The 21,958-nt window shown below is 68.1% G+C and carries 15 protein-coding genes; 12 read left to right on the top strand and 3 right to left on the bottom strand.

The features are described from left to right. Positions 1-117 precede the first annotated feature (117 nt). The 3 genes from J2T47_RS23170 to J2T47_RS23160 all read right to left on the bottom strand — a co-directional run bounded on the left by J2T47_RS23170 (position 118) and on the right by J2T47_RS23160 (position 2,606). Positions 118-486, bottom strand: coding sequence for a cytochrome c (locus J2T47_RS23170; protein WP_253452142.1), 369 nt, complete (start codon positions 484-486; stop codon positions 118-120). Positions 487-534: 48 nt separating this feature from the next. After that, a complete protein-coding gene (locus J2T47_RS23165; protein ID WP_253452139.1) occupies positions 535-1,662 on the bottom strand; it encodes an MFS transporter in 1,128 nt (375 codons plus the stop codon). A gap of 86 nt (positions 1,663-1,748) precedes the next feature. After that, the gene (locus J2T47_RS23160) at positions 1,749-2,606 is read right to left on the bottom strand and encodes a LysR substrate-binding domain-containing protein (protein WP_253452136.1); all 858 of its coding nucleotides are present in this window, start codon (positions 2,604-2,606) and stop codon (positions 1,749-1,751) included. Between the two features lie 111 nt (positions 2,607-2,717). Here J2T47_RS23160 and phnD point away from each other — a divergent pair, with 111 nt between their 5' ends. The 12 genes from phnD (at position 2,718) to J2T47_RS23100 (ending at position 21,951) form a co-directional block, all read left to right on the top strand. Then, positions 2,718-3,590, top strand: a complete 873-nt coding sequence (gene phnD, locus J2T47_RS23155) for a phosphonate ABC transporter substrate-binding protein (protein ID WP_253452133.1) — start codon at positions 2,718-2,720, stop codon at positions 3,588-3,590. Further along, positions 3,587-4,387, top strand: a complete 801-nt coding sequence (gene phnC, locus J2T47_RS23150) for a phosphonate ABC transporter ATP-binding protein (RefSeq protein WP_253452130.1) — start codon at positions 3,587-3,589, stop codon at positions 4,385-4,387. Before phnD ends, phnC begins: the two co-directional genes overlap by 4 nt. Beyond that, positions 4,384-5,202 carry a phosphonate ABC transporter, permease protein PhnE gene (gene phnE / locus J2T47_RS23145; protein ID WP_253452127.1) on the top strand — a complete coding sequence of 273 codons (819 nt, stop codon included), beginning with the start codon at positions 4,384-4,386 and terminating at the stop codon, positions 5,200-5,202. The genes phnC and phnE overlap by 4 nt, the downstream gene beginning before the upstream one ends. Positions 5,203-5,418: 216 nt before the next feature. Then, entirely contained in the window at positions 5,419-6,507 is a 1,089-nt protein-coding gene (gene psrA / locus J2T47_RS23140; RefSeq protein WP_253452125.1) for an iron-containing alcohol dehydrogenase PsrA, read from the top strand. A gap of 111 nt (positions 6,508-6,618) precedes the next feature. Beyond that, entirely contained in the window at positions 6,619-7,914 is a 1,296-nt protein-coding gene (locus J2T47_RS23135; protein ID WP_253452122.1) for an MFS transporter, read from the top strand. Positions 7,915-7,970: 56 nt separating this feature from the next. Beyond that, positions 7,971-8,831, top strand: a complete 861-nt coding sequence (locus J2T47_RS23130; RefSeq protein WP_253452121.1) for a LysR substrate-binding domain-containing protein — start codon at positions 7,971-7,973, stop codon at positions 8,829-8,831. Between the two features lie 93 nt (positions 8,832-8,924). Then, positions 8,925-9,752 (top strand): phosphonoacetaldehyde hydrolase, encoded by an 828-nt coding sequence (phnX, locus tag J2T47_RS23125; protein ID WP_253452119.1) that lies wholly within the window; start codon positions 8,925-8,927, stop codon positions 9,750-9,752. A gap of 437 nt (positions 9,753-10,189) precedes the next feature. Continuing rightward, positions 10,190-11,917, top strand: a complete 1,728-nt coding sequence (locus tag J2T47_RS23120; protein WP_253452117.1) for a ShlB/FhaC/HecB family hemolysin secretion/activation protein — start codon at positions 10,190-10,192, stop codon at positions 11,915-11,917. Positions 11,918-11,927: 10 nt separating this feature from the next. Further along, positions 11,928-12,446 carry a toxin-activating lysine-acyltransferase gene (locus tag J2T47_RS23115; protein WP_253452115.1) on the top strand — a complete coding sequence of 173 codons (519 nt, stop codon included), beginning with the start codon at positions 11,928-11,930 and terminating at the stop codon, positions 12,444-12,446. Between the two features lie 43 nt (positions 12,447-12,489). After that, positions 12,490-20,733, top strand: coding sequence for a two-partner secretion domain-containing protein (locus J2T47_RS23110; RefSeq protein ID WP_253452112.1), 8,244 nt, complete (start codon positions 12,490-12,492; stop codon positions 20,731-20,733). A 10-nt stretch (positions 20,734-20,743) separates the two neighbouring features. Continuing rightward, positions 20,744-21,370, top strand: a complete 627-nt coding sequence (locus J2T47_RS23105; RefSeq protein ID WP_253452109.1) for a hypothetical protein — start codon at positions 20,744-20,746, stop codon at positions 21,368-21,370. 14 nt (positions 21,371-21,384) lie between these two features. After that, positions 21,385-21,951 carry a hypothetical protein gene (locus J2T47_RS23100; RefSeq protein ID WP_253452106.1) on the top strand — a complete coding sequence of 189 codons (567 nt, stop codon included), beginning with the start codon at positions 21,385-21,387 and terminating at the stop codon, positions 21,949-21,951. The last annotated feature ends 7 nt before the right edge of the window (positions 21,952-21,958 follow it).

The following is a 21,958-nucleotide window of genomic DNA, read 5'->3' as shown; positions in this document are numbered from 1 at the left end:
GGCAGCTCCAATTCAGGAAGAGCCGCCAGTTTTCCTGCCGGGCCGTCAGCCGCGCTTGAACAATCCGCGCATTCGGCGCCGCCCTCGCGTGCGGATTTCCGTGCCCCACGGGCAGCCTCAGCGACTCTTCGAAATCACCCCGACCATGTATTGATTCAGGTCGCGCAGGTCGTCGATGCTCCAGGCATGCGGCGCGATCTTCACGCCGTTCTCGCGCAGGGTCCGGGGGATCAGGCTGCCGTTGGGGCGCAGCACCACCGACGCGACGATGACGCCCGGATACTCGCTCAGCCGCTGCTTGAAAGCAGCCGTCGTGAGGTCAGGTGTGGGTGGGTTGCTCTTGCGCGCCAGCGGCCCGGTCGCCTTGATGTCCGCGCCGTGGCAGACCGCGCAGCGCTGGGTGAAGAGGGTCTTGCCGTTGAGGTTATCCGCGAGGGCCGGCGCCACTTGCGCGAGCGACAGAATCCCGCTCAGTGCGATGAACATTGCTTTCACTTTCCTGCTTCCTTGCCGTGCCAATCCATCCTGGTTCAGTCAACGTCGCCAGGCACAGCCCAGCGCGCTGAGCGCCAGTATCGCAGCCGCACCGGCGTAGGCCCAGAGCGCCGGCACCTGCGGCAGCAGCACGCCAGCCAGGATCGGCCCGAGCCCCGCGCCGATGTCGCGCCACACCGCATTGCCAGCCAGCGCCTGGATGCGCGCCTGCGGGTTGCGCTGCGCCACCAGCGTGACCACCAGCGGCAGTTGCAGCGCGCGCAGCACCAACACGAAGAAGGCGCCGACGAACAGCCAGTAGCTGCCGAACATCAGCAGCGCCAGCGAGGTGGCCAGCGACAGCACCACCAGCATGCGCAGCGCGCCGAAGCGGTCGGCCAGGCGCCCGCCGAAGGGGCTGAAGAGCATCTCGCTGAGATACCGCACCGCCATCAGCACGCCCGCCACCAGCACGCCGGTGCTGCCCAGGTGAGTCTGCGCGTAGAGCGACAGGCCGAAGATGAACAGGCCGTCGAGGGTCACACCTTCGATGAAGGACCAGGTGGCGATGCTGTCCGGCAGGCGCAGGCGCCGGCCGCTGTTGGCGGGGATGTCGTGGCCCTTGTCAGGCAGCGCGCGGGCACGCCAGAGGCCGCACAGGGCACTGACGCAGAGGGCGAAGAAGATGTTGCGCGGGCCCAGCGCCTGAGCCATCAGCGCGCCCAGCGGCAGGAACAGCATCGGCCCGATGGAAAGGGTCGCCCGCGAGCGCCCGGCGCGCCGCGCGGCACCCTGTGCTTCGGCGGTGGCGAGGGTCTGGGTGCTGAGGTTGAACGTGGCGAAGCACAGGCCCCAGACCAGCCGCAGCACCAGCAGCGCGGCGAAGCCGGAAAGGGTCGCGTTGCCCAGCGCGCAGGCCGCCGCCGCAAAGGCCGCGAGGCTGCACGCGGCACGGTCGCCATGGCGAGCGTAGAAGCGCACCACCCAGCCGTAGCCGACGATGCGCACCAGCCGGTTGGCCGCCAGCAGGATGCCCGCCTCCACCAGGGTCACGCCGAAATCCGCCGCGTACATCGGCAGCAGCAGGTACAGCAGCACGTCGCTGGGCAGGCACAGGCTGAGCACCTGGGCGGAGTGGCGCGAATCTCGGTCGGCTCGCTGCAGGGCAGGCTCGGTAGCGGACGACATGACAGCCTCGTGACAACGACGGGGGCCGCAGGATAACCCGCGCCCCGCCCCGCACCACAAGCCTTACGCCGGCGCCGGCAGCTGTGCTATTGCGCGAGCGAGCGCAGGAAGGAGGCGATCACCTGGCTGCTGCGGCGCTCGGCCAGATAGTACAGATAGGTCTCGGTGCACACCGGGTCGCCACTGATGCGGATGGCCTTCAGGCGCGGGTCGGCGATGTACTCGGCCTCGGACACCACGCCGATGCCGATGCCGCGGATCGCCGCCTCGCGCAGGGCTTCGCGGCTGCCGATCTCCATGGCGATGCGCGGCGTGACGTCGGCCTTGTCCAGCTCGCGCTCCAGCGCCACGCGGGTGGTCGAGCCCTGCTCGCGGCGCAGCAGCGGCTGGCCCTGCAAGGCTTGCAGGCGGACTTCGGTGTGGCGTGCAAACGGGTGGTCGACATGGGCGAAGAGGATCACCGGGTGCCGCGCGTACAACTGCGCGACGAACGCCGGGTCGTCATGCAGCCCGGCGAGCACGCCGACGTCGGTGACGTAGTTTTCCAGATCGGCGAGCACCGAGGCGGAGTTGCCGATGCGGATCGACACATCGATCTGCGGGTAGTCGCGGCGGTACAGGTCGACCATCTCGATCACATGGAACGGCCCTACCGCGCCGACCTTCAGCTGTCCGCGGTTGAGCTGGCCGGAATCGCGCAGCAGGTTGGTCGCCTCGGATTCGAGCATCGACATCTGCTGGGCGATGGGCAGCAGTGCGCGGCCCACGGCGGTCAGTTCGATGCGCCGGCCCCGGCGGTGGAACAGCTCGACGTTGAACTCGCGCTCCAGGCCCTGGATCTGCGTGGTCGCGGTCGGCTGGCTGAGGCCGATGGCCCGAGCCCCGGCGCTGAAGCTGGCGTGGCGGGCCACGGCGAGGAAGGTGCGCAGGCGGGCGGTGGACATCCATAGCTCCTGTCAATGGATTAGTGCTTTAACCCATATTGATTTGATGGCGTGACTGTCACATGACAGCCCTAGCTTTGGCGCTACCGAACACAACCTCCGGGTAACGCCATGACTTCGCTGACCAGACTGTTCCGCTTCGCCGTGCTGCCGCTCGCCTTCGCCTCCGCCCTGGCTTCCACTGCCCAGGCGCAGGACGTCCTCACTGTCGGCCTGATCCCCTCCGAGGATTCCCAGGCCATGATCAAGAGCAGCCAGCTAGTCCTCGACCAGCTGCAGGAACGCCTGGGCATGCCGGTCAAGCCGTTCGTGGCCACCGACTACAACGGCGTGATCGAAGCGCTGCGCGCCGGCAAGCTCGACGTCGCCTACCTCGGGCCGTTCTCCTACGTGCTGGCGCACCAGGTGGCCGGCGCCGACGCCTTCGCCGTGGCGGTGACCAAGAAGACCGGCACCAGCGCCTACCACAGCCTGATCATCGCCCGTCAGGACAGCAGCATCCGCAGCCTCGACGACCTCAAGGGCCACACCTTCGCCTTCGTCGACCCCAGCTCCGCCTCCGGCCACCTGTTCCCCAAGGCGGGCCTGGAGCAGTCCGGGCATGACCCGAAGGCGCTGTTCTCGCGGGTGATCTTCTCCGGCTCCCACGACGCCAGCATCCTCGCCGTGGCGAACCGCAAGGTGGACGCCGCCGCCGTGGCCGACCGTATCCTCGCCGGCGCAATCAGCTCGGGCCAGGTCAAGCAGGACGATATCCAGGTCGTGTGGAAGTCCGACGACATCCCCGAATCGCCCATGGTCTGGCGCAAGAACCTCGACCCGGAACTGCAGCAGAAACTGGTCGCCGCGTTCGCCTCGATCAAGGACGTGCCGTGGGGCGACCAGGGCCTGCTCAACGGCTTCCAGCCCACCAACGACGCCGCCTACAACGTCGTGCGCGACACCGCCAAGGTGCTCGATCTCGACCTGCGGAGTCTGAAATGATCCGTGTCGCCCAACTGACCAAGGGCTACGGCGACAACCCGGTGCTGCGCGGGATCGACCTGCGCATCGAGCCCGGCGAGTTCGTGGTGATCCTCGGTCAGTCCGGCGCCGGCAAGTCCACCCTGCTGCGCTGCATGAACCGCCTGGCACAGGCGGACGGTGGCGAACTGCAGGTGGCCGGCGTCAACGCCATGCAGGCGCGCGATACCCGCGAACTGCGTCGGCGGGTGGCGATGATCTTCCAGCACCACAACGTGGTGCCGCGCCTGTCGGTGCTGAAGAACGTGCTCACCGGACGCCTGGGCTGCGTCGGTACCCTTGCCTCGGTACTGCAACTGTTCAGCCGCGAGGACGTCGCCCTGGCCCGCGAATGCCTGCGCCGGGTGGAGCTGGAACACAAGGCGGAAGCGCGCACCGATTCGCTCTCCGGCGGGCAGATGCAGCGCGTGGGCATCGCCCGCGCGCTGGCCCAGCGGCCGCAGGTGATCCTCGCCGACGAACCGGTGGCCAGCCTCGATCCGAAGACCGCGCAGCTGGTCATGCACTACCTGCGCGAAGCCACCCGCAAGCTGGGCATCACCGTGGTGTGCAACCTGCACCAGGTGGACCTGGCGCGGGAATTCGGCGACCGCATCGTTGGCCTGGCCAACGGCCGCCTGGTGTTCGACGGCAGTCGCGAGCAACTGGATGACGCTGCCCTGCAGCGCATTTACCAGCAACGCCCGAACAGCGAGGCAACCGCCTACCAGGCAGCCGCCCGCGCGGTCTACGCCAGCGAAACAGGAGCCGGAGCATGAACCTGCGCAGCCACCAGTGGATGGTCGAAACCCCGCAAACCAGGCGCGGCTGGCTGACCACCGGCGCCGCCGTGCTGGCGGTGCTCTACCTGCTGCACTGGAGCGCCGAGGGCGCGCAGTTGAGCTGGAGCGAACTGGCCAGCGGCCTGCCGCAGATCGGCGACTTCCTCAGCCGCTCGCTGCCGCCGGACCTGAGCATCCTGCCGAGCCTCTGGGGCCCGGCGCTGGAGACCCTGCAGATCGCCCTCTGGGGCACCCTGCTGGGCATCGTGCTGGCCGTGCCGCTGGGCTTTCTCGCCGCGCGTAATCTGCACGGCAACCGCTGGCTGTACCTCGCCACGCGCCAGCTGCTCAACGTCATCCGCAGCATCAACGAACTGATCCTGGCCCTGGTGTTCGTTTCCGCCGTGGGCCTGGGCCCCTTCCCCGGCGTGCTGGCCCTGGCGCTGCACGGCGTGGGCATGCTCGGCAAGTTCTTCGCCGAGAGCATCGAGGAGATCGACCAGGGCCCCATCGAGGCGTTGCAGGCTACCGGTGCGCGGCCGTTGCAGGTAATCGTCTTCGGCGTGCTGCCGCAGGTGATCACCGCGTGGATCGCCGTGGTGCTCTACCGCTTCGAGGTCAACCTGCGCTCGGCCACCGTGCTCGGCATGGTCGGTGCCGGCGGCCTGGGCTTCGAGCTGGTCAGCAGCCTGAAGCTGTTCAAGTACCAGGAGACCGCCACCTGCATCGTCGTCATCACCGTCATGGTGGTGCTCGCCGACCTGCTGTCCAACCGCCTGCGCCACGCCATCCAGGGTAACGGGCGGCACTGACCGCCCTGGCCCCCACCCTCTTCCCTTCCGCCCCAACCTCCTGCCGCGTGCGCCTTCCGGGCGCGCGCCGGGCAGGCGCACGCCCGGAGTTTGCCCAAGATGCCCGCACCTGCCGTTATCGGTCTGGCCGATGCCCACCTGCGATCAATCGATTGGAACGAAACCGACGAGGCCCCGAGCATGGCCGCACGTTCAAACAACAACAAGGAACTGCCCATGCCTGCCCGATTCCACAATCCGGTCGCCACCGTTTTCGGCGGCGGCAGCCTGGACCGCATCGCCGACCTGTGCGAAGGCAAGGTCGCCCTGGTGACCTTCCCCGAAGCCGCGCAACTGGGGCTGATCGACCGCGTCCGCAGCCTGCTCGGCGAACGCCTCGCCTACGTCATCGACGACGTGCAACCCAACCCCGACGTGGCCTGGCTGCGCGATGTACACGAGCGCTTCTGGCGCGAAGCAGCCGACTGCAGCACCGTCTTCGCCCTCGGCGGCGGCAGCGCCATCGACACCGCCAAGGCGCTGATCGTCGGCACCGAGTCCGGCCATTTCAACGAACTGCTCGACCTGCTGGCCGCCGGCAAGCCCTTCACCCCGGCGCACAGCAAGACGCTGATCGCCGCGCCGACCACCGCCGGCACCGGCAGCGAAGTCACGCCCTGGGCGACCATCTGGGACGCGCAACAGCAGAAGAAGTACTCCCTGCACCTGGACTGCACCTGGCCGAAGGTCGCGCTGATCGACCCGGACCTGATGCTCAGCGTGCCCGCCGGAGTGACGGTTTCCACCGGGCTGGACGCGCTGTCCCACGCGCTGGAATCGATCTGGAACCACAACGCCAACCCGATCTCCGACACCTTCGCCCTCTCCGCCATCGAGGACATCCTCGACTGCCTGCCGCGCCTGCAGCAGGACCTGGCCAACCGCGAACTGCGCTCGCGCATGGCTCTGGCCGCGCTGAAGGCCGGCATGGCCTTCTCCAACACCAAGACCGCGCTCGCCCACTCCATCTCCTATGAGATGACCCTGCGCCACGGCCTGCCCCACGGCATCGCCTGCTCCTTCACCCTGCCGCTGGTCCTGGGCCTGGCCTGGGGCCGCGACGCCGATCGCGACCGCACCCTGCAACGGGTGTTCGGCAGCGACCTGGCCGGCGCGCAGAAGCGCCTGCGTGAATTCCTCCATCGTCTCGGGGTCAAGACCGAGTTCGGCGACTACGGCGTGACGGCCGCCGAAGCCGAAGCGATGATCGACTTCGCCATGCAGGGTGCCCGCGGCCGCAACTTCATCGGCTCGCAGGCCGCCTGACGCCGCTCCTCACCGGGCGGCCCTGGCGGCCGCCTTTTCCTGTTGCACCGAATAAGAGTGCCGACACGCCGAGCCTTGCGCCGGCGCGAGCGAACAAGAAGGAAAACCACCATGAACCGTGCACAAACCCTGTCTGGCCCCGTCTCCGCCGTCACCCCGTTTCGCCTCGCCCAGTGGCGCATGCTGCTGGCCGCGATGTTCTGCTACCTGTTCTTCTACACCGGCCGCCAGACCTTCGGCTTCGCCATCCCCGGCATCCAGGCCGAGTTCGGCCTGAGCAAGGAAACCCTCGGCTGGGCCTCCAGCGCCATGCTGTGGATGTACGCCATCGGCCAGGCCATCAACGGCAACCTCGCCGACAAGTTCGGCGGCCGGCGCATCATGAGCCTCGGTGCGGCGCTGTCCTGCGCGGCCAACTGGGTCACCAGTTTTGCCGGCGGCTTCGGCAGCCTGATCCTGCCCTGGGGCATCAACGGCTACTTCCAGGCGCTGGGCTGGGCACCGGGCAGCCGCCTGCTGTCGAACTGGTGGAGCGCCGCCGAGCGCGGCAAGGTCTACGGCTTCTACGTGTTCGCAGCCGGCTGCGCGTCGGTGCTGTCCTACGTCACCTCGGTGATAGTCATCGACGTGATGCACCTGGAGTGGCGCTGGATCTTCCGCCTGCCGGTGCTGCTGATGCTCGCCGGCGGCATCGTGTTCTACCTGGTGGCCCGCGAGCGACCGCAGGACATGGGCTTCGAACCGCTCGCCGACACAGGCGTGGCCAACGCCGAGGACCGCGCCAGCGAAGCCGCCCACGGCGAGGAAGAAACCTCGACGCAACGCTACCTCGCCGTGCTGAAGAACCCGCGCCTGCTGGTGGCGGCGCTGTCGCTGGGCTTCCAGAACGCCGCGCGCTACGGGCTGATCGTCTGGGTGCCGGTGCACTTCCTCGGCGCCGACTGGCAGAAGGGCCAGAGCTTCATCGACCCGAAGTGGATCACCATCGCCCTGCCGGTCGGCATGGCCGTGGGCGCGCTGAGCAACGGCTGGGTCTCCGACCGCCTGTTCGGCAGCAAGCGCTACCGCGCGATCATGCTCTACATGGTGCTGGGCGCCCTCACCAGCCTGTGGATGTGGAGCCTGCCGGCCCACAGCGGCGTCGGCCTGCTTGCGCTGTTCCTCTGCGGCTTCTTCGTCTACGGCCCGGCGTCGAGCTTCTGGGCGCTCTGCCCGGACCTGGTCGGCGCCCGTCGCGCCGGCACCGCCACCGGGATCATGAACTTCTCCTCCTACCTCTTTGCGGGTCTGGCCGAACCCCTGATCGGTCGCATGCTGGATACGACCGGCAATACTTCACTGATCTTCATCGTGGTCACCACGGCCTGCGTGTGCAGCGCGGTGGTCGCCGCTTTCGTCCGGCGCTGAGGGCAAGGCCATGCGGCAAGCCCTGATGCCAGACGCCCCCGATAAAAAGAGAAGCCATGTACCAGTACCACAAGTGGTTGCGCTCCTTTCATGCCGTGGCCCGCACCGGCAGCTTCACCCAGGCCGCGGCGCTGCTGAGCGTCGGCCAGCCGACCATCAGCGAGCAGGTCAGCGGCCTGGAGAAGCGCTTTTCGGTAGAGCTGTTCCACCGTCGCGGCCGGTTCATCGAACTGAGCCCGGCCGGGCAGCAGCTCTACGCGATCACCCAGGGCCTGTTCGGCCAGGAGGACGAAGCCTTGCAACTGCTGCAGAGCTTCCAGCAGCGCAAGCAGGGCATGCTGCGCCTCGGCGCGGTGTCGCCACCGATTGCCATGAGCCTGACCTACTCGCTGATGCAGCGGTATCCGGATATCGAGCTGGAGACCTCCTTCACCAGCGAGGCCGGAACCCTGGAGCGGCTGTACAACTTCGACATCGACGTGGCGATCCTCGCCCTCTCCGAATTCGACCAGCGCCTGAGCACGCAGCTTTATCGCACCTGCCCGATTCTCGCGGTGGTGCGCGACGACCACCCCTGGGCACGGCAGGACTCGGTCAGCGTGCAGGAGATCGCCAGGGAGCGTGTGGTGCTGCGCGAGCCGGCCTCGCGTACCCGCCAACTGGTGGAGGAAGGCTGTCGCCGGCACGGCGTGGAACTGGACTGCGCGATGCAGCTGAACAGCCGCGAGGCCATCGTCCATGCGGTGGTGCACGGCATCGGCGTGGGCTTCGTCTCGGCGGTGGAATACGCCGACCGGCCGGGCACGCGCTCCATCGCCTTCGCCGAGGACCCGTTCCACATCAGCTACTACCTGTGCTGCCTGGGCATCCGCCGCAAGCGGCCGATCATCGCCGAGCTGTTCGACTCCACGGCCTGACCCTCACCCCGAATAAACCCTGACACCGCGAGCCCGCCACGACGCCGGGCGGGCCGCACTCAGCCTCAAGAATCCCCTCACAGGAGCATCACCATGCACTACCAGCAACCCCAGCAACTGCAAGCCGCCATCCTCGACTGGGCCGGCACCGTGGTCGACTTCGGCTCCTTCGCGCCGACCCAGATCTTCGTCGAGGCCTTCGCCGAGTTCGGCGTGCAGGTCAGCCTGGAAGAAGCCCGCGGCCCGATGGGCATGGGCAAGTGGGACCACATCCGCACCCTGTGCGACATCCCGGCCATCGGCGAACGCTACCGCGCCGCCTTCGGCCACCTGCCCACCGATAACGACGTCACTGCCATCTACGAGCGCTTCATGCCGCTGCAGATCGAGAAGATCGCCGAGCACTCGGCGCTGATCCCCGGCGCGCTGGATGCCATCGCTGCGCTGCGCCAGGGCGGTCTGAAGATCGGCTCCTGCTCCGGCTACCCGGCGGTGGTGATGGAGAAGGTCGTAGCCCTGGCGAAGACCAACGGCTACGTCGCCGACCATGTCGTTGCTACCGATGAAGTCCCCAATGGCCGTCCGCACCCGGCTCAGGCACTGGCCAACGTGATTGCCCTGGGCATCAACGACGTGGCGGCCTGCGTGAAGGTCGACGACACCTGGCCGGGCATCCTCGAAGGGCGCAGCGCCGGGATGTGGACCGTGGCGCTGACCTGCTCGGGCAACGCCCTGGGCCTGACCTACGAGCAATACAAGGCGCTGCCGGCGGAGAAGCTGGACCAGGAGCGCCGCCGCATCGGCCAGATGTTCGAAGGCTCGCGCCCGCATTACCTGATCGACACCATCGCCGAACTGCCAGCGGTGATTGCCGATATCAATGCGCGCCTGGCGCGGGGGGAGATGCCGCAGGGCAGCTGACGCCTGATGTTCATCCAGAAAGGCCCGCTTGGTGCGGGCCTTTCTGGTTGGCACAGGTCTCTGCGCAGGAGTGAGCTCGGCATTCCACTGCAGGAGCGAGGGGGCCTGTGCCCACCCGGCCGGCCCCGCCCCGGCAAAAACAAACTGATATCACCGCAATGGCATATCAGACCGTTCGTCAGCCCTTGGTAAAAATTCGGAACAAATTTTCCGTCCTTCATCTCGAACCGTCGGAACTGTCATATCCGCGTTACACATCGGACACCGGTGTATCAACGGATTTACAGCGATTAGAACGGATTCACGGTCAGATTCAGGACCGGTCGTCATAATTCGACGAGTTTTTGCAAGATATTTCACAAGGACGCGAAATGGCTCTTCTCTCCTGTCGTAGAGAGCTGCCGGTAGATGCCGGCCCTGCTCCACGAGCCCCATGGATGGGCACCGATCTCCCCCTTCGCAAGGCGCTGCACCTGGCCATCCTGGCTCCTTTCGCGATGGCAGCCTGCACTAGCGTGGCCCTCGCCGCCGACCCGCTGCCCGCCCAGCAACTGCTGCAGCAACAGGAACGCGACCGCGCCCTGCGCGATCAGCTGGAACCCTCGCCCGACGTGCGCCTGAAGCTGCCGCCCAGCGGACTGGACGCCAACCGGCTGGCGAAGGACGAAGCGCCCTGCTTCGCCATCCGCCAGATCACCCTGGTCGGCGATGCGGCCGAGCGCTTCCAGTGGGCGCTGCGCGCCGCCGATCCGAAGGATGACCCGGCCACCGGCCAGTGCCTGGGCGTCAATGGCATCAACCTGACGATGAAGCGCATCCAGAACGCGATCATCGAGCGCGGCTTCGTCACCTCCCGCGTGCTGGCGCAGCCACAGGACCTGAAAAGCGGCACCCTGGAGCTGACCCTGGTGCCCGGGCGCATCCGTTCCATCCGCTTCGCCGAAGGCACCTCACACCGCGCCAATGCGTGGAACACCGTCCCGGCCAAGCCCGGCGACCTGCTCAACCTGCGCGACATCGAACAGGCGCTGGAGAACTTCAAGCGGGTGCCCACCGCCGATGCCGATATCCAGATCACCGCCGCCGAAGGCGCCGGCGCGCAGCCCGGCGAGAGCGACCTGGTGATCGCCTGGCGGCAGAAATTCCCGATCCGCTTCAGCCTCTCGGTGGACGACTCAGGCACCGACGAGACCGGCAAGTACCTGGGCACCACCTCGGTGTCCTTCGACAACTTCCTGACCCTCAGCGACCTCTTCTACTTCAGCTACAACCACGACCTGGGCGGCGGCGACTCCGGCGACCGTGGCTCGCGCGGGCACACCCTGCACTACTCGGTGCCCTTCGGTTACTGGCTGCTGGGGGTAACCTCCAGCGAGTACGACTACCACCAGACCATCTCCGGGGCGAACCAGGACTACAGCTACAGCGGCGAGAGCAAGAACGACGAGATCACCCTCACCCGCATGCTCTACCGCGACGCCGTGCGCAAGACCACCGCCAGCCTCGGCGGCTGGACCCGGCGCTCGAAGAACTGGATCGACGACACCGAGATCGAGATCCAGCGCCGGCGCATGGCCGGCTGGTCGTTCGGCCTCACCCATACCGAATACATCGGCGCCTCCACCCTCTACCTGAGCACCGGCTACCGCCGCGGCACCGGCGCCGGCAACGCCATGGCGGCACCGGAAGAACCCTTCGACGAAGGCACCTCGCGCTCCAAGATCATCACCGCCGAAGCCCAGCTCAGCGTGCCCTTCGCCCTGGGTGACCAGCGCCTGCGCTACAGCAGCTCCTGGCGCGCGCAATGGAACCGCACGCCGCTGGTGCCCCAGGACCGCTTCACCATCGGCGGCCGCTACAGCGTGCGCGGCTTCGACGGCGAGCAGATTCTCTCCGCCGACCGTGGCTGGCTGACCCGCAACGACCTCGGCCTGGCGCTGGGCCAGACCGGCCAGGAAGCCTACGTCGGCGTCGACTACGGCGAAGTCGGCGGGCAATCGAGCAAGTACCTGATCGGCACCCACCTCGCCGGCTACGTGCTGGGCCTGCGCGGCGGCTATCGCGGCGTGTCCTACGACGTCTTCGTCGGCCAGCCGATCAGTAAGCCCAGCGGCTTCGACACCGCCAACACCACCGGCGGCTTCAACCTGACCTGGTCCTTCTGAGGAGGCGCCCATGCATATCGACGGATTCGACATCACCGCGCCGGGCTTCTCCGACGAGCCCTGGAGCGAAGCCGAGGTACTCGGCTCGGCGGTCTGGCTGTGGCTGCACTCGGCGGCGCACCGCGACATCCCGCTGCACGCCCTCAACGCCCTGCTGCTGCCGGCGATCAGTCACCGCCAGTTCATCCTCGGCCGGCAGGACGGCCGGCCGGTGTTCTACGTCGCCTTCAGCAACCTCAGCCTGGAGGCCGAGGCGCGCTACCTGAGCCAGCCGGCCATCTGCATGCCGGCCGCCGACTGGAACAGCGGCGAGCGCATCTGGTTCAACGACTGGGTAGCCCCGTTCGGCCACTCCGTTCCGGTGTCGCGCGTGTTGCAGCGGCACTTCTTCGCCCATCGCTGCGGCCGGGCGCTGTACCACCGTGGCGATCAACGCGGCCTGAGGATCAAGACGTTCCAGGGTGTCGCGGTCATGCCCGCCGAAGGGCGCGCATGGTTCTCCGACCACCCGCTGGCCATCCAGCTCTGAGCGCGCCCCGCGGCCTGCGCCAAGAACCGACAAAGGGATTTGTATGAACAAGCACCTCTACCGCATCGTTTTCAACAAGGCTCGCGGCCAGCTGATGGTCGTCGCCGAGAATGTCACCAGCCAGGGCAAGGCGCCGGGCACCACCGACGGCCCGCTGGGCGTCGCCTCGCTGCTGGTCAGCCTGCGTCCGCTGCGCTTCGCGCTGATGGCGGCATTGGGGCTGGTCAGCCTGGCCCCACTGGCCCACGCCGACATCGTCGCCGACCGCGGCGCGCCGCAGAACCAGCAGCCGGGCGTGATCAACTCGGCCAACGGCGTGCCCCAGGTGAACATCCAGACACCCAGCGCCGCTGGCGTCTCGCGCAACACCTACAGCCAGTTCGACGTCAACCAGCAGGGCGCGATCCTCAACAACTCGCGCACCAGCGTGCAGACCCAGCTCGGCGGCTGGATCGACGGCAACCAGGCGCTGGCCAACGGCACCGCGCGGGTCATCCTCAACGAGGTCAACGGCAGCAACCCCAGCCAACTGCGCGGCTACGTGGAAGTGGCCGGCGACCGCGCCCAGGTAGTGATCGCCAACCCGGCAGGCATCGCCTGTGACGGCTGCGGCTTCATCAACGCCAACCGCGCCACCCTCACCACCGGCACCGCGCAGATCGTCGACGGCCAGCTGCAGGGCTACGAAGTGCGCGGCGGCCACATCGCCATCACCGGCAAGGGCCTGGACGCGAGCCAGACCGACTTCACCGACGTGATCGCCCGCTCCGTGGAGGTCAACGCCGGCGTCTGGGCCAAGGACCTGCGCGTCACCGCCGGGGCCAACCAGGTCAATGCCGACAACAGCAGCGCACGGGCCATCGAAGGCAACGGCGAGAAGCCCTCGGTGGCCATCGACGTCGCCCAGCTCGGCGGCATGTACGCCGGCAAGATCATGCTGGTGGGCACCGAAGCCGGCGTTGGCGTGCGCAATGCCGGGCAGATCGGCGCCAGCGCCGGCGACGTGGTGATCAGCGCCGACGGGCGCATCGGCAACAGCGGCCAGATCAACGCCACCGCCAACGTCCACCTGGACAGCAACGGCGGCATCGACAACAGCGGTTCGCTGTACGCCAAGGGCGATACCACCCTGAGCAGCCGCGGCGACATCCACAACAGCGGCATCGCGGCGGCGCAGCAGAACGTCAGCCTGAGCGCCAGCGGGATCGTCAACGACAGCAAGGCCACCCTCGCCGCCGGCGTGCAGGCCGACGGCAGCATCGGCACCAGCGGCCGACTCGATATCAAGGCCGCCCAGCAGGTGAAGAACCAGGGCGCGACCCTGGCCGGCGGCGACCTCGACATCGCCGGCGCCAGCCTCGACCTCAAGCAGGGCCAGGCCGGCGCGCAGAACGTCCGCCTCAGCGCCAGCAACGGCAATGCCGACCTGACCGGCGCCCAGGTGGACGCCGGCAATGCGCTGGCGGTCAGCGCCTCGCAGAAGCTCACCAGTGACGCCGCCCGCCTGGCTGGCGCCAGCGTGCAGCTGCAGGCCCACGACCTGTCCAACCGCAAGGGCGAGATCATCCAGACCGGCAGCGGCGACATGACGATCGCCCTCCCCGGCACCCTGGACAACAGCGACGGGCGCATCGCCAGCAACGCCACCAATCTCACGCTCGACTCGTTGAACCTGGACAACCGCCACGGCAAGGTCGAGCACGCCGGCAACGGCACCCTGAATGTCAGCGCCAACTCCGCCGATGGCCGCGACGGCTCGCTGGCCAGCAACGGCCAGTTGCAGGCGAAGTTCCACGACGCCCTGCTCGACGGCGCCAGCACCGTGGCCCGGCAGATCGCCATCGACGCCGCGTCGCTCTCCAACCGCCAGGGCGAAATCCTGCAGACCGGCGCGGGCACCCTGCGCGTGAGCACCAGCGGCCTGCTGGACAACAGCGGCGGCACCCTTGCCGGCAACGGCGGCGTGCAACTGGACGCCGGCACCCTGCTGAACCAGTCCGGCACCGTGCAGGCTGCCGGCGGCGACCTGCAGGCCAAGGCCAAGAGCAAGCTGGACAACGGCGCCGGTACCCTTGCGGCCACCGGCAACTCGCGCGTGGAAGCCGGCGAGCTGCTCAACGCCAAGGGCAAGGTCACTGCCAGCGGTACGCTCGACGTCAACGCCGACAAGCTGAACAACGACACCGGCACCCTCGCCGCCAAGGGCGCCCTCACCGCCCGTGGCGGCTCGATCAGCAACCAGGACGGCACCCTCGGCTCGGTGGACGGCACGGTCGCGGTCGATGCCACCCAGGGCAAGCTCGACAACCGTGGCGGCCGTATCGAAGGCCAACAGCAGATCACCCTCTCCGGCCAGGGCGTGCTCAACGCCAACGGCCTGATCAGCGCAGGCAACCTCAAGCTCGACAGCAACGGCGCCACCCTCGACAACCAGGACGGCGTGCTGATCGCCAGCGACGGTGTCGAGCTGCAGACCGGCGCCCTGAACAACCAGGGCGGCCTGGTCCAGGCCTCCGGCCTGCTGCGCATCGACGCCCATGGCCAGGCCATCAGCAACACCGACTCCGGCGCCAGCGGCGGCCTGCTCGGCAAGGGCGGAGTCATCCTCGCCAGCGGCAACCTGGACAACAGCGCCGGCTTCATCGGCGGCAAGGGCGACCTCGACCTCAGCAGCGCACAGATCACCAACAACCGTGGCGGCCTGTTGACCAGCGAAGGCAAGGTGCGGATCCAGGCCAGCGGCCTGGACAACCGTGGCGGCCAGCTGCAGACCCTGGGCGACGCGGTGCTCGACCTCGCCAACGGCCGCCTCGACAACGCCGGCAGCCTGCTGCGCGCCGGCGGCAAGCTGGTGGTCAGCGCCGGCACCATCGACAACCGCAACACCCAGGGCGCCGACCAGGGCCTCGAAGGCCATTGGCTCACGCTCAACGCCAGCCAGATCGACAACCAGTCCGGCGCGTTGCGCGCCGACGAGACCCTCACCCTCAACAGCAGCGGCCAGCTGGACAACAGCGCAGGCCTGATCAGTTCCAGCAAGGACCTGAACATCCTCGATGGCGCGGCCAGCAAGTCCCTCGCCATCCTCAACCACGACGGCAAGCTGATCGCCGGGCAGAAGCTGAGCATCGACAGCAGGAGCCTGGGCGGCGACGGCCAGACCCTGAGCCTGGGCGACATCAGCCTGAAGCTGCGCGACAGCTACGTGCACAGCGGCCAGTTGCAGGCCAACGGCAGCATCGACCTGCAGACGGCCGGCAATCTGGACAACCAGGCCCGGCTGGTTGCCGGGCAGGCCCTGAAAATCCGCGCCAGCGACGTGACCAACAGCGCCGCCGGTGAACTCAGCGCCACCCACCTGACCGTGGACGCCAGCGGCACCCTGACCAACCGCGGCCTGCTCGACGGCCAGACCACCCGCGCCAACGCCGGCACCCTGAACAACCTGGGCAGCGGGCGCATCTACGGCGACCAGCTGTCGGTCTCCGCCGGCACCCTGCGCAACGACGTGGAGGACGGCAAGGCCGCGGTGATCGCCGCGCGCAACCGCCTGGACATCGGCGTCGGCTCGCTGCTCAACCGCGAGCATGCCCTGCTCTTCAGCGCCGGCGACCTCTACCTCGGCGGCACGCTGGACGCTGCCGGCCACGCCACCGGCAGCGCCAACGAAGTCCGCAACGCCAGCGCCACCATCGAGGCCCTGGGCGACATGGGCCTGGCCAGCGCGGTGCTGCGCAATACCAACGAGCACTTCAGCACCCAGGAAGTGGAAGTCGGTCGCGAAAGCGTCCTCGAATACCAGCTCACCGGCTCCACCCTGCGCTACAAGCCAGAGCAGATTTCCATCTACAACTCCGAGGTCGATCACCTGGTCACCCCGGAAGGCATCCGCGACGACTGGAACCTCTACAGCTATACCCGGGTGACCCGCGAGACGCAGATCCTCAGCTCCGACCCGGCGCAGATCCTCGCCGGCGGCAACCTGCGCCTGGACGTCGCCGACGCGCTCAACGACAAGAGCCGGATCATCGCCGGCGGCACCATCAGCGGTAACCTGGGCCGCCTGGAGAACACCGAGGCGCCCGGTGCGCGCACCACCACCGAAAGCGGCATCGTCACCCACTTCTACCGCATCCAGAAGAAGGGCCGGGACAAGCAGGGCGCCGACGGCGCGGCCTACAACCCGGCCGCCAGCATCGTCGACATCTTCCTCAAGCCCGGCGCCTACCAGCAGAACACCGCCCATGCCGGCAGCGGCACGCAGATCGGCGACCTCAACCTGGGCCGTGTCGACCAGCCCGCCTCCGGCGCCGGCGCCGCCCAGGTCAACGTCGGCAATGGCCGGGTGATCAGCCCGGTGCTGGAAGTCACCGCCGTGCAGAGCAAGAACACGGCCGGCGTCGCCGAGTCCATCCGCACCGGCGGCATCGACACCCGCGTACCGGACAACAGCCTGTTCCAGGTCAACCCGCAGGCCACCAGCGGCTACCTGATCGAAAGCGACCCGCGCTTCACCAACTACCGCACCTGGCTCTCCTCGGACTACATGCTCGAACGCCTCAGCGTGGACCCCGGCCTGACCCTCACGCGCCTGGGCGACGGTTTCTACGAGCAGAAGCTGATCCGCGAGCAGATCGCCCAGCTCACCGGCCGGCGCTTCCTCGATGGCTACGGCAACGACGAAACCCAGTACCGCGCCCTGCTCGACAACGGCCTGACCTACGCCCAGGCCTGGAACCTGGTGCCCGGCATCGCCCTGACCCCGGAGCAGATGGCGCAGCTCACCAGCGACATCGTCTGGCTGGTGGCCAAGGACGTCACCCTCCCCGACGGCAGCGTGACCCGTGCACTGGTACCGCAGGTGTACGTGCGCGTTCGTCAGGGCGACATCGACGGTTCCGGCGCACTGATGGCCGGGCAGAACGTCGACCTGAACATCCAGAACGACCTGGTCAACAGCGGCACCCTGGCCGGGCGCAACGTGCTGTCCATCACCTCGCAGAACATCCAGAACCTCGGCGGCCGCCTCACCGGCACCGACGTGGGCGTGAAGGCGAGCGGCGACCTGAACAACCTCGGCGGCCTGATCGACGCCAGCCACAGCCTGACCGCCGTGGCCGGCCGCGACATCAACCTGACCTCCAGCACCCAGGACACCCAGAGCGCCCAGGGCAGCGCCACCCGCGTATCGCGCGTCGCCGGGCTGTTCGTCTCCGACCCGGCCGGCGAGCTGATCGCCACTGCCGGGCGCGACCTCAACCTGAACGCCGCCCAGGTGGTCAACAGCGGCGAAGGCGGCAAGACCACCCTGGGCGCCGGCAACGACATCAACCTCGGCACCGTGGCCGTCCAGGACCAGCAGAGCATGACCTGGAACTCCAGCAACTGGCGCAAGGAGTCCAGCGCCGGCGAAGTGGCCAGCAGCGTGCAGGGCCAGGGCGATGTGCGCCTGATCGCCGGCCACGACCTCAACGCCCGTGGCGCCAGCGTCACCAGCGAACAGGGCGCGGTACAGGCCGCCGCCGACCACGACGTCAACCTCACGGCCAGCCAGAACAGCGCCATGGCCGACGAGGCGCACAAGGTGAAGAGCAAGACCGGCTGGTTCTCCTCCAAGACCATCGTCACCCGCGACACCGTCGACGAGACCCTGTCCCAGGGCGCCACCTTCAGCGGCGAGACCACCTACGTCAGCGCCGGCAACGACCTCAAGGTGGAAGGCAGCAACGTGGTCTCCAACGGCGATACCACCCTGGTGGCAGGCCGCAACGTGACCATCGCCTCCGCCACCGACCACCTCAACGAACAGCACAGCCGCGACGAGAAGAAGAGCGGCCTGTTCAGCGGTGGCGGCATCGGCTTCACCATCGGCAGCCAGCAGCAATCGGTGAAGAACACCGACGATGGCGACAGCGCCGCCGCCAGCACCGTCGGCTCGATCAACGGCAACGTCAGCATCAAGGCCGGCGAGGCCTACCGCCAGGTCGGCAGCAAGGTCAGCGCGCCTAACGGCGACGTGAACATCGAAGGCCGCACGGTGGACATCGTCGAGGCGCAGAACGCCCACCTCAGCACCCAGGAGAGCAAGTTCAAGCAGAGCGGCCTCTCCGTCACCCTGACCAACCCGATCATCACCGCCGTGCAGACCGCGCAGCAGATGAAGAAGTCCGCGGAGCGCACCGACGACAACCGCATGAAGGCCCTGGCGGCCGCCAACGTCGCGATGGAAGGCGCCGGAGCCGCCTCCGCGGTCATGGCCAACCCGGCCCAGGCCGGCGGCATCAACATCAGCATCTCCATCGGCGCGAGCAAGAACGAGAGCCGCAGCGAGCAGCGCGGCAGCACCGCCGCCGGTTCCAGCGTGAGCGCCGGGCGTGATGTGAACATCGTCGCCAGCGGCGCCGGCAAGGACAGCGACATCACCGTGCAGGGCAGCCAGATCAGCGCCGGGCGCGACGCCAACCTCAAGGCCGAGGGCGACATCGCCCTGCTGGCGGCGAAGAACACCGTCGAGCAGCACAGCACCAGCAAGGGCAGCAGCGCCAGCATCGGCATCGGCTTCGCCGTGGGTGGCACGCAGAACGGCTTCACCATCAATGCCGGCGCCTCGCAGAGCCGCGGCAACGCCGACGGCAAGGACCTGGTCTGGAGCAACACCCACGTCGACGGCGGGCGCCAGGTCAACCTGCAGTCCGGCGGCGATACCCAGCTGCAAGGCGCGGTGGTCAGCGCACCGCAGGTCACCGCCGACGTCGGCGGCAACCTGAGCATCGAGAGCCTGCAGGACACCAGCACCTATGACGCCAAGCAGTCGAGTAAGGGCGTGGGCGTCAGCCTGTGCATCCCGCCGTTCTGCTACGGCGCCTCCAGCGGCAGCGTCAGCAGCAACACCGCCAAACAGAACTCCAACTACGCCAGCGTCACCGAGCAATCGGGGATCAAGGCCGGCGACGGTGGCTTCGACATCCGCGTGAACGGCAACACCGACCTCAAGGGCGGGCTCATCGCCAGCAGCGACGCCGCCATCGAGGCCGGCCGCAACCAGCTCAGCACCGGCACCCTGACCCAGGCGGACATCCACAACCAGGCCGACGCCAAGGCCACCAGCAGCGGCGTCAACCTCAGCAGCGACATGCTCACCCAGGGCAAGTACGGCGTCGGCAAGGCCATCGTCGGCAACGCGCTGAACTCCGGCAAGGATTCAGGCTCCTCGTCCGGCGACACCCGCAGCGCCATCAGCGCCGGCAGCGTGGTCATCACCGACGACGCCCTGCAGCAGGAACTCACCGGCAGGAACGCCGCGGACACCATCGCCAGTCTCGACCGCGACACCGCCAATGCCCACACCGCCGCCGAGCGCCAGGATGTCGACGAGATGCGCCGCACCGCCGAGGCGGAACAGGCGATCAAGAACGAAACCTACCGCCAGGCCGTGCAGTTCACCGACGACGCCTACCGCAAGATGTTCCTGGAGAAGGCGCGGATGTTCGTCATCCTCACCGACGACCAGGGCAACGTGCTGCGCGACAAGGACGGCGTACCGCTGCGCCGCGAACTCGACGACAGCGAGAAAGCCAACCTCAAGGCCGGCGGCGACGGGCGCGTGCACATCGCCAACAACGGCATCTTCAACGACGAGAACGGCGCGGCCCGCTACGCGGCGCAGCACAGTACCGCCGACGGCCCGCAGTACTTCATCTGGTTCCCCGATGCCAGCAACTCCGTGTCCGAGCTGCTCATCGCTGGCTACCAGAAGTACCTGGAGAACGACTTCTGGGGCCTGGCCAACGCCACCGTCGAGACCCGCGACGCCCTGCTGCGCTATGGCGAAACCGGCCTGCACATCGACGGCCACAGCCGCGGCTCGATGACCACCGGCAACGCCATGGAGTCCATCGCCCGCCTGCCCGACCCCAGCGGCAGCCTGAGCAACACCACCCTCAACTTCTACGGCCCGGCCTACAGCGCCGCCAAGGCTGACGACCTGCTGGCCATGCTGCAGAATCGCGACTCGATGAGTGACGAGAAGAAGAACGAGATGGTCGTCCAGCTGCAGAACCACAAGACCGACCCGGTGGGCGGCTGGATCGGCTGGAACCCCGACACCGGCGGCACCATCCCCGACGACAGCAACGCGCTCAAGGAGATCAAGAACGTGGCCGGCGGCAAGTACACCGTGCACAACTGCTATGGCAACGGCGACCCCGCCTGCCAGAAGTTCTGGCAGGACATGCCCGACAAGAAACCGGTGCTCACCCCCGTGAAGACCTACCCGCAGACCCCATGAGAGCGCTGACATGCTGAAGCGCCACGGCGCCCTGGCCGTCCTCCTGCCCTGCCTGCTCCTGGCTGCCTGCAGCCAGGCCCGGCCATTGCAGCCGCCACCGCCGCTCTTCGAGCTGTGGGGCAAGTCCGGCATCGACCAGCAGGGCGTGCGCAACGCCCTGCTGGCCTGCGGATTCCCGGATGCCGCCTACGTCGACAGCACCAGCATCACCAGCAACGACTACGCCCTTGCCGAGCAGTGCATGCTCGGCAAGGGCTTCGCCTACCAGGACCGCTACACCCTCTGCGACACCAGCCCGCAACTGCCCGCCTGCCGGGCGGCCGGCGGTGTACCGAAGGCCGGTGCCAGCCAGCGCCCGCCCGCCTACACGCAATGGACGCAGGCCGGCAGCGACAGCCAGGGCGTGCAGCAGGCCATGAAAGGCTGCGGCTACACCACGGTCATCGAGCCCGTCGACGAGATGCTGCTCAACGACATCGCCGCCGCGCAGTTGTGCATGCTCGACCGCGGCTTCCACTACACCCGCCCGGCCAGCAACCTGCTGTGCAAGAACCCGCCCATGCTGCCCGCATGCCGCGGCAAGGTCATCGACACGCGCAACTGCTGCGCGCCGCCCAAGGCCGCCGGACAGCGCTGAGACCAGGAATCTCCATGGACATCAACCTCTCCCCCCGCGCCGCTGCTCTGGCGCTGGGAACCCTGCTGCTTACCGGCTGCGGCAACCTCGCCAACGTGCAGTCGTATTCCACGCCCTACTCCGCACCCAGCGGTGGCGATACCGCGCGGCTACGGGTGATCACCAACGGCATGGCCCGCGGCGTCCCCGCCAGCGCCTGCATCGACTGGCGCCGCGAAGGTGCCGGGGTGATCGCCGTGGCGCAATCGGGCTTCGCCAGCCGCAACGGCCAGAGCCTCGGCATGCCGCCCAGCCGCCAGGCCGAGCAGCTGGGCCAGGGCGGCTTCGCCAGCAGCGAAGTGCAGATACCGGCGGGCCAGCCCTTCGCCTTCAACTTCCAGAGCCGGGGCATGGTCAGCAGCGGCTATTCCTATAGCTGCCAGCAATCCATGACCTTCACCCCCGAAGCCGGGCAGGACTACGAACTGCTGCTGGTGGAAAGCGGCCAGTGCCTGGCGCGGCTGGTGCGCCTGGGTGACGGCCGCAACCTTAGCGGCAGTCTGCAGGACACCCGGCTGTGCAAGGCTGCCGACGCGTTCTGAACGAGCC

This window comes from Pseudomonas nitroreducens (assembly GCF_024170165.1).
GTDB lineage: Bacteria > Pseudomonadota > Gammaproteobacteria > Pseudomonadales > Pseudomonadaceae > Pseudomonas > Pseudomonas nitroreducens_C.
Note: the sequence above shows the minus strand (reverse complement) of the source record. Positions and strands in the feature narration are given on the sequence as shown.